The organism is Micromonospora sp. WMMD735 (genome assembly GCF_049178995.1).
GTDB lineage: Bacteria > Actinomycetota > Actinomycetes > Mycobacteriales > Micromonosporaceae > Micromonospora > Micromonospora wenchangensis.
Map to the genome: position 1 here is coordinate 2,153,949 of NZ_JBMHMJ010000002.1, position 13,142 is coordinate 2,167,090.

A 13,142-nucleotide genomic window follows, 5' to 3' on the forward strand; every position below is an offset into this window, starting at 1 on the left:
CTCCCGGCGGGCCGTGCAGCGGGGCGGCGGCCGGTAGGATCGGCCGGTGGACCTGGATGTCGTGGCCGCCCGGCTCGGGGTGCCCGTCGAGGAGGTCGAGCGGGTGCACCGGCTCGCCGGTGACCGGCCGTCGGCCCCGCTGCCCGCCCGCGCCGACGCGCCCGCGCTCCTCGACCGGCTGGCGGTACGACCGGACGACGCCGCCGAGATCATTGCCGGCTGGCCGGACCACGCCTCTCCCCTGTGGACGCCAGAGCTGCGCTGGCTGCTCGACCGCTCGACCGCCCTGGTCCGCGCCGACCTCGGCGGGCACGAGTGGCTGTCGCCCGGCCCGGAGCTGCCCCGCGACCGGGGTCCCGCCTGGCGGCATCTTTACGTGTACGCCTACCTCGCCCTGGTCGACGTGGTCCGCGGATACCACCGCGAGCACGGCATCGCCGACGGCGTCACCTGGGCGACCCTCGCCGACCTGGGACGTAACCTGGCGATCGACAGGCGGATGCACGGCGAGGGCTGGCCGGTCATGCAGAGCTGGCTGACCCTGCACGCCCGGGGCAGCCTCTACGAGCTGGGCCGGCTCCAGCACGAGCGGGCCGGCACCACCATCGGCCTGCACGTCCCCGACGCGGGGCCGATGAGCCCGGAGGCGGTCGACGCGTCGCTCGACGAGGCTCGCGAGTTCTTTCCCCGGCACTTCCCCGACGAGCAACGCACCACGTTCTCCTGCGGCTCCTGGCTGCTCGACCCGCAGTTGCGCGACTACCTCCCCGAGGATTCCAACATCATCCGGTTCCAGCGCCGGTTCGAGCTGCTCCCCTACGTGGCGGCCGACGGGCCGGACGCCGACGTCGAGGTGCGCCGGTTCGCCTTCCGTACGCTCAGCACGCCGCTCGACCAGCTGCCCCGGCGGACCGTGCTGCAACGCGCGATCATCGACCACCTGGCGGCCGGCGGCCACTGGCACTGGCGACACGGCCGCTTCCCGATGTAGCGGTGTCCCGACGCCCGGCGCTGTGGGTCGGCGTTCATTTGTTTCATTCAATACCGACCGCATTCCCGTCGCGAGGTGTCGGATTTCCGACCCGGTACGGAAGCATCCTCATCGACATCGTCACGCATCCGTGAGGCATGGAGTCCCTTGGCGACATTCCCCGGCGACCCGGGCCGTGATCCGTGATCATGCCGGCAACGTCCCCCTTTGATGATTGGATGACTCACGCAGCGGGTACTGGTCGCCACGCACCGTCGCGCCACGCCGGCGGCGCGCCGGTGCGCGCGACGGTCGTCACGCTCACGCGGCATCACTTCGGGCCACCGACGTATCGGCCGGCACCACTTCTCATTCCCTCCCGGGGGCATCGGTGACGACACCGCGAGAACGCGCCCCGAACGGCGGGTAGCCTCTGTGGACACCGCACTGCCGCCGATTGACCCAGGATGGGATGATAAGTTAACAATCCGTACAGATCGGCATTTCGGGAGCTGATCACCATGGGCACGAACACATCGACGTCCGACATTCAGGAGACCGAGCAGGGCGATTCCGTGCGCCTTCGGATCTCCGGGCGCGGGGCGGACCGGGAACTCGACGCGCTGGCCAGCTGGCTGCGGGGTAACGCCTTGCTCGGCGGCGGTTGGCCGGTCTCCCGGCTGCGACCGCAGGATGATCCGGACGGCACCCGGATGGGCGTCGGCGACCTGGACACCCTGCTGGTGATCCTCCAGTCGACGCTGGGGCTGGCCGAACTGATCATGGCGGTCAGGACGTGGCGGGAGGCACGCGCGATCAGGGGCCGACCCGATATCGTGGTCACGATCGTCCACCAGGGAAAGACCGTCGTCGTCGGCGACGACGGCGACCAGGTGGATGCGTCCGGTCGAAGCCCACTGCCGGCGGCCGAGCCCGCGCCGCAACCGCCGCCGGAGACCGACGATGACGAATGCTGACCGGGATCCGGTCGGCGATCCCACCCTGTCGCACGCCGTGCTCATCGGCACCGCCGTCTACCGGCACCCTTCCTACCGTGGCCGGAACCTCCCCGGGGTCTCCGCCAACGTGGCCAAGCTGGGGTCGACACTGCTACAGGACGTGCCGTGGGGTCTGGAGCCGGCACGGTGCACGGCGGTGATGAACCCGGCATCGGCGGACGAGATCCTGACGACCATCGAGAGTGCCGGCGCCCAGTGCCGCGGCACCCTGTTCGTCTACTACGCCGGGCACGGGTTCTGCTCGTCGACGAGTCCGGACGAGCTGTACCTCACCCACTCCGGGTCCGCCGAGGACCGGCAGGCGACGGCGCTGGAGTACCGGCACCTACGGGACGCACTCATCCACTGCGGCGCCCCGAACAAGATCCTGGTGCTGGACTGCTGCTACGCCGGCAACGCGACCCGGGCCATGGGCCCCCTCAACGGGCACCTCGCCATCGAGGGCACGTTCGTGCTCGCCGCCACCGGTCCGAACCGGGCCGCCCGCGCCGACTCCGCGACCGGGCTCACGGCCTTCACCAACGAGCTGGTCGGCGTGCTGGGCAAGGACGGCGTCCCGGATGCCGGGCCGTTCGTCAGCATCGAGGAGATCGCCGCGCGGACCCACGAACGCCTGGAGGCCAAGAACCTTCCACTGCCGACCAGACAGGCCCACGGATACGCCGGACGGAGGCCGATCTTCAAGAACTACGCCCATCCGACGATCATCGCCGGGATGCTGGACAGCCTCACGGAGCCGGAACCGGAACCGGCCGCGCGCAGCCAGCAGGTGACGCTACCGCACCTGTTCTGGGGGCTGCTGTGGTCACTCGTCGTCGGCGTCGCCTGCGCCGCGATCGTGCGGTCCGGTCACTCCGAGGTCTGGGCGCTTCGTGCCGGGATCGCCACCGGTGTACTGGCCTGCGTGGCCTTCTTCACCACCGGCGCGTGCATGGCACCCCCTCGCCCCCGACCCGTCACCGCCGGACGCCGGAGTACCTCATGAACCTGCCGACGCGACCACCGCGACGGCTGTCGTCGCCCCTCCTCCTCCCACTCACCGCGGCGACGGTCGTGGGGGTCGTCATGACCTCGCTCTCGATGCTGGTCCTCCCGGAAGAGACCGGACCGACGCCCACCTCGTCGGCGGACCCGGCGGCGGTCGAGCTCACGCCACTTCCGGCCGGGGAGGAACTGCTCGTCGCCAGCGGCATCGACCAGAGCAGGAACAGTGCCCGGCAACAGGCGGTTGACGAATGGAACCGTCGGCACCCGGACGTCCGGGCACGCATCGTCGAGGTCGACGGCGACACCGATGCGCAACGTCGCCGGTTCAAGAACCTGCTCGACCCCCGGGAGCCGGAGCCCATCGACATCGTGAATCTCGACTCCGCGCACCTGGCGGAATTCGCCGAAGCCACCACGGAGGAAGGTCAGCCGCTGCTCGCCGCACTGGATGCGAAAGCGCCGGACATCCCCAACCCGATCACCGGGGACCTGCTCCGGATCTTCCTCCGTAACCCGCTGCTGACCTGCTACTGGCAGAACACGCTGTATGCCCTGCCATTCAACTCGGATGTCGGTCTGCTGTTCTTCCAGGCGGGCACCACACCTCCGCAGACGGCGGAGGATCTCCCCCGGGCGCTGTCCGCCAACCCCGCCGTGCCGCCCCGGATCGCCATCCAACTCGGCCGGGACGAGGCTTTCGTGGTCAACATCCTCGAGCAGTTGCTGGCGGTCAATCCGAAGCTGTTGGAGGAGAACGGCACTTCCCCGAGGATCGTCCAGGACGAGTGGGAAGAGGCGTTGGCGGTGGTGCGGGGTCAGGTGAAGGCGGGCCTGCTCTACTATCCCGACGACCTGAAGGCGGATTCCGCCGAGGCGAAAACCACGCGGGCCTTCCAGAACAAGACCGTCGCCGCCATGCGCAACTGGCCGGTGTGGTTCGGCGAGATCCAGCCGGAGCCCGAGGTACGCAGGTTGTTCGGGCCCGGCATCCTGGGTGGGCAGAACCTGGCGGTGGCCGCGAAGAGCCGGCACAAGGCCCAGTCGATCGAGTTGATCAAGTTCCTCACCAGCGCCGAGATCCAGCAGAAGCTCCTGCTCGACGGACGGTTCGTGCCGACCACCGAATCGACGTACTCGTCACCGGCGGCGCAGACCATTCCGTACATCGACCAACTACTCGAGGCGGTCAAGCAGGCCCGGCCCCGCCCGATCACACCGAACTACTACCGGGTCTCCTCGGTCATCATCGACAACCTGTACCCAGCCGTCTGGGGGGAGAAGGAGATACCGGCGACCTTCGAGCGGCAGATGCAGGACGCCCTGGGCTGATCCGGAGCTGGTGGCAGTGGCGACACGGCCGGTTCCCGCTCTAGGCCCCGTTCGCCGGGGTCTCCTCCGAGGGTCGGCCCGCTCCTGCCGGCGGTGGCCCGTCGGGGTCGTCGGGCCGGGGCTGCGCCAGTCGACCGGCGATCCGTTCCAGGGCGACGAGGTCCTGCGGGGCGAGCCGGTCGACGAGGTGCCGCCGTACCGACTCGACGTGGACCGGTGCGGCGTCGCGCAGGGCGGCCATCCCCTGCCCGGTCAGCACGAGCAGGCAGCCCCGGCCGTCGGCCGGATCGGGTGCGCGGCGCAGCAGTCCGCGCGCTTCCATCCGGCTGGCGTGCCGGGACAGCCGGCTGCGCGACCAGCCCATCTTGTCGGCCTGCACACCGAGGGTGCTGGTCTGCGCGGGCTGTTCCGACAGGGTGCTCAGCACCTCGTAGTCGGCCTCGGACAGGCCGATCGCCGCCAGGTCGTGCGCGGTGCCGGCCTGGACGGCGACCATCACCCGTCGCAGGGCCCGCCAAGCCCGTTCCTCGGCGGGCGTCAACCACCGCACCGACCCCGACTTTGTTGACATGTAATCAATCTAGCATCTAGCCTTCGTTTCCATGTCAACGAAACCGCTCCGCGTCCTCGCACTGACCTGCGCCACCCGTCCCGGCGCACTCGGTCCCGCCGTGAGCCGGTGGCTGCTCGACGCGGTCACCCCCCGGGCGGCGGCACTCGACGTCGAGGTGGTCCCGGTGGCGCTCGGCGACCTGGACCTGCCGTTCCTCGACGAGGAGGAGTCGCCGTCGTCGGGCGTCCACCGGCACGAGCACACCCGCCGGTGGAGCGCGACAGTCGACGCGGCGGACGGATTCCTCGCCGTCACCCCGGAGTACAACCACGGGATGCCGGCGACGCTGAAGAACGCGCTGGACTACCTCGGTGCCGAGTGGGCGTGGAAGCCGATCGGTTTCGTCAGCTACGGCCACACCTCGGCCGGCACCCGCGCCGTCGAACACGCCAAGCAGGTGGTGACCGCCCTGCGCATGGTCCCGACGGGCACCACGGTCGCCGTCCGCATCGGCGACGCCGTCCGCGACGGCCGGCTGCGGCCCGACGCCGACCGCGACGCGGCCGGTGCCGCCCTGCTGGACGAGGTGGTCCGGCTCGCCCACGCCCTGCGGCCGATGCGCGACCGCGACCGGGCCACCCCCGGCCCGCTGCCCGGGTCCTACGCCCGGCGGCTGACCGGCGACGACGCGCCCGAGGTCACCGTGCTGCAACGCTGCTGCTGGACGGAGGAGGCACTGGTGAACGACACCCTGGCCATCCCCCCGCTGCACGAGTCGGTGCCGGAGGTGCGCCAGTGGCTGGCGGACTGGCACACCATCGGCCTCTGGCGCGACGGTCGGCTGCTGGGCATGGTGCGGACCCGCACCGACGGCACCGACTGCCACCTCGGGCGGCTCGCCGTCGTACCCGACCTGCGCGGTAGGGGGCTGGGCCGGTGGTTGCTGCGCGCCGCCGAGGCGACCGCCGGGCCGCAGTGCCGCCGCATGCTGCTGTTCACCGGCACCCGGAGCCGGCGCAACATCGACCTCTACCAGCGGATGGGCTACCGACCGGTGCCGGTGGCCAGCCCGGACGGCACCGTCTGCCTCGCCCGGGAGCTGCCCCGGGACTGACGTGGAGCAGCGGCCGGCAGCGCCGCGTCGGTCAGCCGGCGTCCACAGCCTCCCCCTCCGTCCTCCGGCCGCCCTGCCACCGCCCGGCCGGGGTGAGCGGCACCGGTGCCGGTCGCCGCACCGTCGTGTCCAGCGTGATCCGCCGGCCCTCGGCCGCCGACCGCAGCAGCCCGGTCATCGCGTCGAGGACGTGCAACGCCAGGTCGCCGCCCGCCCGGGGGGCCCGGGTGGCGTCGGCCCGGATCGCGTCGATCAGGCCGAGACCCCGCGCGCCATCCCGGTAGCCCGCCGACGGCGCGAGCACCTGCCAGCCGTCGCCGCCGAGTGGGCACAGCCGGACCTCACCGTCGAAGTAGTTCGGGTCGGGTACGGCGAGGGTGCCGGTCTCCCCGTGCACCTCGATCGGCGCGGCAGTCGTGGTCACCCCCTCGAAACTGGTGGTGATGGTGGACAGCACCCCGCTGTCGTGTTCGAGCACGCCCGACACGTGGGTGTCCACCAGGACGGGGACGCGCTGGCCGAGGCGCGGGCCGGTGCCGATGACCCGTTCCGGGCGCAGCCGGCTGGCCGCCCCGGTCACCGCGCGCACCGGACCGAGCAGGTGGATCAGCGCCGAGAGGTAGTAGGGGCCCATGTCCAGCAACGGGCCGCCACCGGGGGCGTAGTAGAAGTCGGGGTGGGGGTGCCACCGCTCGTGTCCGGGGGTGACCATGACGGCCGAGGCGGCCAACGGTCGCCCGATCAGCCCGTCGTCGATCGCCGCGCGGGCCGTCTGGGTGCCGGTGCCCAGGACGGTGTCGGGCGCGCAGCCCACCCGTACCCCGGCCGCGGCGGCCCGGTCGAGGACCGTACGACCGTGCGGCAGCTCCACGGCGAGCGGCTTCTCGACGTACACGTGCTTGCCGGCGTCGATCGCGGCGAGCGAGACCTCCACGTGGGCGGCGGGGACGGTGAGGTTGAGCACCGTCTGCACGTCGGGGTGGTCGAGCAGGCCCGCGACGCTCGTCGCCGCGGCGTCGGGGAGGGTGGCGGCGGCCACGGCCGACCGGTCGGCGTCGAGGTCGGCCACCGCGACGACGCGCAGCTCGGGGTGGTGGGCCAGGGTGTCCAGATAGGCGCGGGAGATGACCCCGAGCCCTACGATGCCGACGCGGTGCGGGTCGCCCACAGCATGCCCCTCTCGATGACGGTCCGCACGGACGGGTGTTCCAGCACGTCGAGGCTGTGCCCGGGGGTCGTCACGACGACCCGGCCGGCGCCCCAGCGCCGGGTCCAGATCGCCGGCGAGGTGACCGGCCGGTGCCAGGGGTGCCAGTCCCGGGTGGGGTGGACGGTGGTGGCCAGGACGTCGACCAGGTCGTCGTGCAGCACCCAGTACTGCTCGGTGACCAGCTCGAAGTCGGCGATCCCGGCGGTGATCGGATGCTGGCGGCCGAGGTCGGTGACCGTCACCGTGTGCGGGAGGAAGTTGTCCTCCTCGCCGCCGCGCCGCTCGCAGGGCTCCCGCCCCGGGTGGGTCGCGAACTGGCCGCCCACCAGGTGCAGGTAGTCCGACGACGCGCGGAACGCGTCCACGATGCCGCCGTGCCAGCCGGTCAGGCCCGTACCGGCGACGACCGCCGCGCACAGGCCGGCCACCTGGTCGGCGGTGATCTCCGCCATCGTCATGCACTGCACGACGAGGTCGGTGCCGGCCATCGCGTCGGCGTCGGCGTAGACCTCGGTGGACTCCTCGACGCGTACGGAGTAGCCGTTGTTCTCAAGGAACGGCAGGAACAACTCCGTCGCCCGGACCGGCTGGTGTCCCTCCCAGCCACCACGTACCACAAGTGCTCTGCGCTGCGTCACGCTCGCTCCCTCCACGGTCCGTCGCCGGCCGGGCCGGCCGAGACCGCCCCGGCCACGGGCCGCCCGCCGGGCGTGCCGGCCGGGCATCGAGAACCGTACTCGGCTCCGCCGACACGATCGGTCCCGTGGATCGCGGCCGCCCCGGGGCCGGGGTTCAGGGCGTGGGCGTCCACGGGCGCAGGGCGACCTCGGTGGCCTGTTGGAGGGACGCGCGGACCGCGGCCGGGTCGGCGCGGCGTCGCGGGTCCTCCAGGAGTGTGGTCAGGGCGGCGGTGGCCGCACCGACGAACGCGCCGACCAGGGCGGCGGCGCTCACCTCGTCGAGGCGGTCGGGGTAGGCGGCGGCGAGCTGCCTGGCGATCTCGCGTTGACTCTCCCACTGCAGTTGCAGGGCCCGGCCCCGGACGGCGGGCACCTCCATGGTCAGCCGGATCCGCAGTGCGGCGAGCGGACCGGTCATGTCCCCGCTCTCGTCGTTCGCCTGCCGCAGCGCGCGCAACAGCACCTCGGCCGGTTCCTCGTCCGGCGACCGGCCGGCGATGGCGTCGAGCGCGACGCGCACCCGACGGTCGGCCTCCGGGAAGAGCAGATCCTCCTTGCTCGGGAAGTAGCTGAAGAAGGTGCGGGTGCCGACGTCGGCGGCGGCGGCGATCTCGGCGATGGTGGTCGCCTCGTAGCCCTGGCGTCCGAACAGGTCGACGGCGGCGTCGACCAGCGCCTGCCGGGTACGGGCCCGTTTGCGCTCGCGGAGGGACATCGGCACACCTTAGCGCACCGGACGCAAATACGCACTCATTGCAATTCTGCACTGAGTGCGGAAAAGTTCGGGTCGTGCGTACCGTTCTCATCTCCGGGGCCGGCGTGGCCGGCCCGACCCTCGCCTACTGGCTGGCCCGCGCGGGATGGCGGCCCACGGTGGTCGAACGCGCGGCCGGACAGCGGTCCAGCGGCAACCCGGTCGACGTCCGTGGCCCGGCCCTGCCGGTTGTCGAACAGATGGGCCTGGTGGACACCCTGCGGGCGGCGGCCACCCACGCCACCGGCGTGCGGATCGTCGACCCGACGGGCCGGCCCGGTCGCCGCATCGCGATGCCCGCCACCCGCAGCCCGGCCGGCACGGCGGAGATCGAGGTGCCCCGCGCCGACCTCGCCCGCATCCTGCACGACGCGGCCCGCGACGACGCCGAGTTCCGGTACGACGACACCGTCACCCGACTCGACCAGGACCCCGACGGGGTGGACGTCACCTTCGCCACCGGCCCGCCCCGCCGCTTCGACCTGGTCGTCGGCGCGGACGGACTGCACTCGACGGTCCGCCGGCTCACCTTCGGCCCGGAGCGCGACCTCGTGCGCCACCTCGGCCTCTACGTGGCCACCACACCGCTCGGCGAGGCACCGGAGCACCCCCACGACGTCCTGCTGCACAACACACCGGGCCGGCTCGTCGCGATCCACCCGGTCCGGGGCGAGGCGGGGGTCGCCTTCATCTTCCGGCACCCCGCCGTCGTCGACTTCGACCACACCGACGCGGCCCGGCACCGGCAGATCCTCACCGACGCGTACGCCCGGGAGCGTGGCTGGCGGGTCCCCGAGTTGCTGGCCCGGGCCCGGCAGGCGGACGACCTCTACTTCGACACGGTCACCCGGGTGGTGCTCCCGTGCTGGTCCACCGGGCGGGTGACGCTGCTCGGCGACGCGGCGGCCTCCGTGTCGTTGTTCGGCGACGGGTCGAGCCTGGCCATCGCCGGCGCCCGTACCCTGGCCGTCGCCCTCGCCGGGCACGAGCCCGTCGCCGCCCTGCGCCGCTACGAGGCCGAGCACCGACGCCGCACCGACCGGCGCGGGCGGACCACCGGCCTCGTGGCGTCGGGGCTGGTCCCGGGGAGCCGGGCGGGCGTCGCCGTCCGTAACGCGCTCGCCCGCCCGCTGCCGGCCGGCTGACCCGGGAAGGCACCCCGGCGACGCTGCCCACCCGCGCCGCCGGGGCACCTGACGGACGCCCGCCGCCCGTACGATTTCCCCGTGCGCGAGCTGCTGCGATCCTGGTGGCGTGAGCCCCGCCCGGCGCGCCCGACGCCGCACGGGTGGCGCGACGCGACGCTGGTCGCCCTGCTCGCGGCGACGGCGCTGATGGAGGGGCTCCTGCGGTGGGGCAGCCTGCCGCAGCCGGCTGCCGTGCCGGTCCTGACCGGCGTCGGTCTCGCCCCGGTCCTGCTGTGGCGGCGGAGCCGGCCGCTGCTCGTGACGCTCGTCGCCTTCCCGGTCTGCGCCGTGGGCGAGGTCGTCGTCGGTGGCGACCTCGGCCTGCACACGCTTGCCTACCTGCTGCTGGCGGTGTTCGCGCTGACCCGCTGGGGGTCGGGGCGGGAGGCCGGATTCGGCGCGACCCTCGTCGCCGCGAAGATCATCTGGTCCACTGTGGTCGGTCACCTCGACCCGGACGACGCCCTGGGCGGGGCCGGGGTGGTCGCGGCGGCACTCGCGGTCGGGGCCGCGCTGCGCTGGCGGGAACGGGCCCGGCGACGGGAGGTCGAGCAGGTGACGCTGCGCGAGCGGGAACGGCTGGCCCGCGACCTGCACGACACCGTCGCCCACCACGTGTCCGCGATAGCCGTGCGGGCCCAGGCCGGGCTGGCCCTGCTGGAGACCCGTCCCGCGGCCGCCGCCGAGGCGTTGCGGCTGATCGAGACGGAGGCGAGCCAGGCCCTGACCGAGATGCGCGCCCTGGTCCGGGCCCTGCGCCGCGACGAGCCGGCCGACCGGCTGCCGAGCCCCCGCATCGCCGACCTGCGGCAGTTGGCGGGCCGGACCGGTGACGGGCCGGCCGTCGAGGTGGACCTGGTCGGCGACCTGGACGGCCTGCCGGCCCCGGTGGCGGCCACGATCTGCCGGTTGGCCCGGGAGTCGGTCACCAACGCCCGCCGGCACGCCCGGGACGCGACCCGGATCACCGTGCGGGTGGTGGCCGACGAGGACACGGTGCGGCTGCGGGTCAACGACGACGGTGTCGGCCCGCCGGCACCCGGACGCGACGGCTACGGGCTGGTCGGGATGCGGGAACGGGCCCACCTGCTCGGCGGCTCGCTCGACGCCGGCCCCGAGGAGGACCACGGGTGGACGGTCACCGCCGCGCTGCCCCGGGCCGTGGCATGAACGGCGGGACCCGGGTACGGGTGCTCGTGGCCGACGACCAGGAGATCGTGCGGACCGGGCTGGCGATGATCCTCGCCGCCCAGCCCGACGTCGAGGTGGTCGGCGAGGCGGCCACCGGGCAGCGGGCGGTCGAGCTGGCCCGGCGGCTGCGCCCCGACGTGTGCCTGTTCGACATCCGGATGCCCGGCGTGGACGGGATCGAGGCGACCCGGCTGCTGGCCGGGCCGGGAGTCGCTGACCCGATGGCGGTGGTGGTCATCACGACCTTCGACCTCGACGAGTACGTCTACGCCGCACTGCGCGCCGGGGCCCGGGGCTTCCTGCTCAAGGACTGCGGCCCGGCCCTGCTCACCCAGGCCGTCCACGCGGCGGCCGCCGGGGACGCGCTGATCGCGCCGCAGGTCACCACCCGGCTGCTCCGGGCATTCGCCGACGCCGGTCCGGCCACCCCGCCCCGCCAGCCGGTCGACCGGCTCACCGACCGGGAGGAGCAGGTGCTGGGCGCGGTGGCCCGGGGACGCACCAACACCGAGATCTCCGCCGAGCTGCACATCACGCTGAGCACGGTCAAGACGCACGTCGCCAGCCTGATGGCGAAGCTGGGGGCCCGTAACCGGGTCGAGGTCGCGATGTGGGCGTACGAGACCGACCGGCTGCGCGGCGGCTGAGCCGACGTCCGGCGGTGGCGTGGCCCCGGCGGGGACGGTCGAGGGTGGACGCCGCCGAAAGTACGGTCGGCGACCCCGACCATCGGCCGGCACGACGGCGGCCCGTGGACCGATGAATCGGCCGGGCCCCGGTCGCCATGCTCGGGTCATGACGACGCGACGACGGGACTGGCCCCTCCTCACCGGGCTCATCGCGCTCAGCGCGCTGCCCACCCTCGGCAGCGCGCTGCGGGTGGCCGCCCTCGCCGGTGGGGCCGAGGTGACCCCCGCCAACGAACGCTTCTTCGCCGCGCCGGTCCCGGTGCTGCTGCACATCGCCGCCGCCGTCACGTTCAGCCTGCTGGGGGCGTTCCAGTTCGCGCCGGGGTTCCGGCGGCGTCACCGGGCCTGGCACCGCCGGGCGGGCCGGGCCCTGGTCGGCTGTGGACTGGTGGTGGCCGCGTCCGGTTGGTGGATGAACGCCACCTATCCGCTGCCACCCGGTGACGGCCCGCTGCTCATGGTGCTGCGGTACCTGTTCGCCGCCGGCATGTTCGTCGCCGTCGCCGCCGGGTTCGTGGCCGTCCGACGACGCCGGCTGCCCCAGCACCGGGCCTGGATGATGCGGGGCTACGCGATCGCCCAGGGCGCGGGCACCCAGGGGGTGCTGCTGTCGACCTGGGCGCTGGTGGTGGGGCCGACGACCGAACTGTCCCGGGCGTTGCTCATGGGTGCGGCCTGGACGCTCAACCTGCTCGTCGCCGAGTGGCTGATCCGCAGACGGCGGCCCAACCCGGCCGCGGCGGCCCGGCCGGCGACGCTCGCCGCCACGGGATGACGGGCGGGACGGCCCCCTCCCCGGGGTGGGCCGGTCGGCGGGTCAGGCGAACCGGTCGGCGAGCGCGGTCAGCTTGGCGACGTACGCCAGCCGCTGCTGGTGGTCGATGACCTGCGGGCTCTCCCGCCGCCAGCCGACCGTCGCGTCGTGTTGCTCGCGCAGGATGTCGGCGTGGCCGGCGTGCCGGGCGAGATCGCAGGTCACGTGGACGATGATCTGGTGCAGGGTCACGTCCTGGTGCCCCGGCCGCCACCATGGCACCCGCCCCGGCGCGTCGAGCGGCAACTCGGCGATCGTCCGGTCGGCGAACTCGGCCACCCGGCGGTACAGGTCGATCAGGCCGTCCTTCGTCTCGTCCGCCCGCGCGTACCAGTCCGCCTGCGGGTCCTCGTCGTACACGTGCTCGGGGACCAGTTCGCCGGGGCTGGGGAACTGCCGGCCGAAGGTGAGGCCGAAGTAGCCGGCCTCGACGTTGAGGCAGTGCTTGAGCAGGCCCAGCAGGTTGTTGCCGGTGACGGTGCGGGGCAGCCGGGCCTCACGTTCGTCGAGCCCTTCCAGCTTCCACACCAGGTCGTCGCGGGTGGTCTGGAGGTAGTGCAGCAGTGTCGCCTTCGGATCGCTCCGTTCCGTCATGCCCGGCAGTCTCCCCCACCGGTACGACACCCGTCGGGCGGGCCCGTCGCG

14 protein-coding genes are annotated in these 13,142 nt (G+C 73.2%); 9 read left to right on the top strand and 5 right to left on the bottom strand.

The window, feature by feature from the left end; genetic code table 11:
• Positions 1-46 precede the first annotated feature (46 nt).
• The 4 genes from ACN268_RS09335 (at position 47) to ACN268_RS09350 (ending at position 4,305) form a co-directional block, all read left to right on the top strand.
• Complete coding sequence (locus ACN268_RS09335) at positions 47-991, top strand: acyltransferase domain-containing protein (RefSeq protein ID WP_421482743.1); 945 nt, start codon at positions 47-49, stop codon at positions 989-991.
• Positions 992-1,545: 554 nt separating this feature from the next.
• A complete protein-coding gene (locus tag ACN268_RS09340; protein WP_421482744.1) occupies positions 1,546-1,947 on the top strand; it encodes an effector-associated constant component EACC1 in 402 nt (133 codons plus the stop codon).
• Positions 1,934-2,974 carry a caspase family protein gene (locus tag ACN268_RS09345; RefSeq protein WP_421482746.1) on the top strand — a complete coding sequence of 347 codons (1,041 nt, stop codon included), beginning with the start codon at positions 1,934-1,936 and terminating at the stop codon, positions 2,972-2,974. The genes ACN268_RS09340 and ACN268_RS09345 overlap by 14 nt, the downstream gene beginning before the upstream one ends.
• An 80-nt stretch (positions 2,975-3,054) precedes the next feature.
• Complete coding sequence (locus ACN268_RS09350; protein ID WP_421482747.1) at positions 3,055-4,305, top strand: extracellular solute-binding protein; 1,251 nt, start codon at positions 3,055-3,057, stop codon at positions 4,303-4,305.
• 40 nt (positions 4,306-4,345) lie between these two features.
• On the opposite strand, the gene ACN268_RS09355 is transcribed toward ACN268_RS09350, so the two are convergent.
• Positions 4,346-4,876, bottom strand: coding sequence for a MarR family winged helix-turn-helix transcriptional regulator (locus tag ACN268_RS09355; protein ID WP_421482748.1), 531 nt, complete (start codon positions 4,874-4,876; stop codon positions 4,346-4,348).
• A gap of 31 nt (positions 4,877-4,907) precedes the next feature.
• Between ACN268_RS09355 and ACN268_RS09360 the strand changes: the two genes are divergently transcribed.
• Complete coding sequence (locus tag ACN268_RS09360) at positions 4,908-5,972, top strand: GNAT family N-acetyltransferase (protein ID WP_421482749.1); 1,065 nt, start codon at positions 4,908-4,910, stop codon at positions 5,970-5,972.
• 31 nt (positions 5,973-6,003) lie between these two features.
• On the opposite strand, the gene ACN268_RS09365 is transcribed toward ACN268_RS09360, so the two are convergent.
• From ACN268_RS09365 to ACN268_RS09375, 3 genes are all read right to left on the bottom strand, one after another.
• Positions 6,004-7,140 carry a Gfo/Idh/MocA family protein gene (locus tag ACN268_RS09365; RefSeq protein WP_421482750.1) on the bottom strand — a complete coding sequence of 379 codons (1,137 nt, stop codon included), beginning with the start codon at positions 7,138-7,140 and terminating at the stop codon, positions 6,004-6,006.
• Entirely contained in the window at positions 7,110-7,820 is a 711-nt protein-coding gene (locus ACN268_RS09370; protein ID WP_421482752.1) for a ThuA domain-containing protein, read from the bottom strand. The genes ACN268_RS09365 and ACN268_RS09370 overlap by 31 nt, the downstream gene beginning before the upstream one ends.
• Positions 7,821-7,974: 154 nt before the next feature.
• Complete coding sequence (locus ACN268_RS09375) at positions 7,975-8,577, bottom strand: TetR/AcrR family transcriptional regulator (RefSeq protein WP_421482753.1); 603 nt, start codon at positions 8,575-8,577, stop codon at positions 7,975-7,977.
• Between the two features lie 74 nt (positions 8,578-8,651).
• Here ACN268_RS09375 and ACN268_RS09380 point away from each other — a divergent pair, with 74 nt between their 5' ends.
• The 4 genes from ACN268_RS09380 (at position 8,652) to ACN268_RS09395 (ending at position 12,458) form a co-directional block, all read left to right on the top strand.
• Positions 8,652-9,761 carry an FAD-dependent monooxygenase gene (locus ACN268_RS09380; protein WP_421482754.1) on the top strand — a complete coding sequence of 370 codons (1,110 nt, stop codon included), beginning with the start codon at positions 8,652-8,654 and terminating at the stop codon, positions 9,759-9,761.
• Between the two features lie 81 nt (positions 9,762-9,842).
• Positions 9,843-10,973 (top strand): sensor histidine kinase, encoded by a 1,131-nt coding sequence (locus ACN268_RS09385; protein ID WP_421482755.1) that lies wholly within the window; start codon positions 9,843-9,845, stop codon positions 10,971-10,973.
• On the top strand, positions 10,970-11,641 hold the full coding sequence (locus ACN268_RS09390; RefSeq protein WP_307826029.1) for a response regulator transcription factor: 672 nt from the start codon (positions 10,970-10,972) through the stop codon (positions 11,639-11,641). Before ACN268_RS09385 ends, ACN268_RS09390 begins: the two co-directional genes overlap by 4 nt.
• Before the next feature lie 148 nt (positions 11,642-11,789).
• Complete coding sequence (locus ACN268_RS09395; RefSeq protein ID WP_421482756.1) at positions 11,790-12,458, top strand: DUF2306 domain-containing protein; 669 nt, start codon at positions 11,790-11,792, stop codon at positions 12,456-12,458.
• Positions 12,459-12,500: 42 nt separating this feature from the next.
• Here ACN268_RS09395 and ACN268_RS09400 read toward each other — a convergent pair whose 3' ends face one another.
• Positions 12,501-13,091, bottom strand: coding sequence for a DinB family protein (locus ACN268_RS09400; RefSeq protein WP_421482757.1), 591 nt, complete (start codon positions 13,089-13,091; stop codon positions 12,501-12,503).
• Positions 13,092-13,142: the final 51 nt, after the last annotated feature.

What these genes read in the sequence shown, in the direction of transcription:
- ACN268_RS09345 (WP_421482746.1), top strand. Translation starts at nt 1,934, where the DNA reads ATGACGAATGCTGACCGGGATCCGGTCGGCGATCCCACCCTGTCGCAC.
- ACN268_RS09350 (WP_421482747.1), top strand. Translation starts at nt 3,055, where the DNA reads ATGACCTCGCTCTCGATGCTGGTCCTCCCGGAAGAGACCGGACCGACG.
- ACN268_RS09355 (WP_421482748.1), bottom strand. Translation starts at nt 4,876, where the DNA reads ATGTCAACAAAGTCGGGGTCGGTGCGGTGGTTGACGCCCGCCGAGGAA.
- ACN268_RS09360 (WP_421482749.1), top strand. Translation starts at nt 4,908, where the DNA reads ATGTCAACGAAACCGCTCCGCGTCCTCGCACTGACCTGCGCCACCCGT.
- ACN268_RS09375 (WP_421482753.1), bottom strand. Translation starts at nt 8,577, where the DNA reads ATGTCCCTCCGCGAGCGCAAACGGGCCCGTACCCGGCAGGCGCTGGTC.
- ACN268_RS09390 (WP_307826029.1), top strand. Translation starts at nt 10,970, where the DNA reads ATGAACGGCGGGACCCGGGTACGGGTGCTCGTGGCCGACGACCAGGAG.
- ACN268_RS09395 (WP_421482756.1), top strand. Translation starts at nt 11,790, where the DNA reads ATGACGACGCGACGACGGGACTGGCCCCTCCTCACCGGGCTCATCGCG.
- ACN268_RS09400 (WP_421482757.1), bottom strand. Translation starts at nt 13,091, where the DNA reads ATGACGGAACGGAGCGATCCGAAGGCGACACTGCTGCACTACCTCCAG.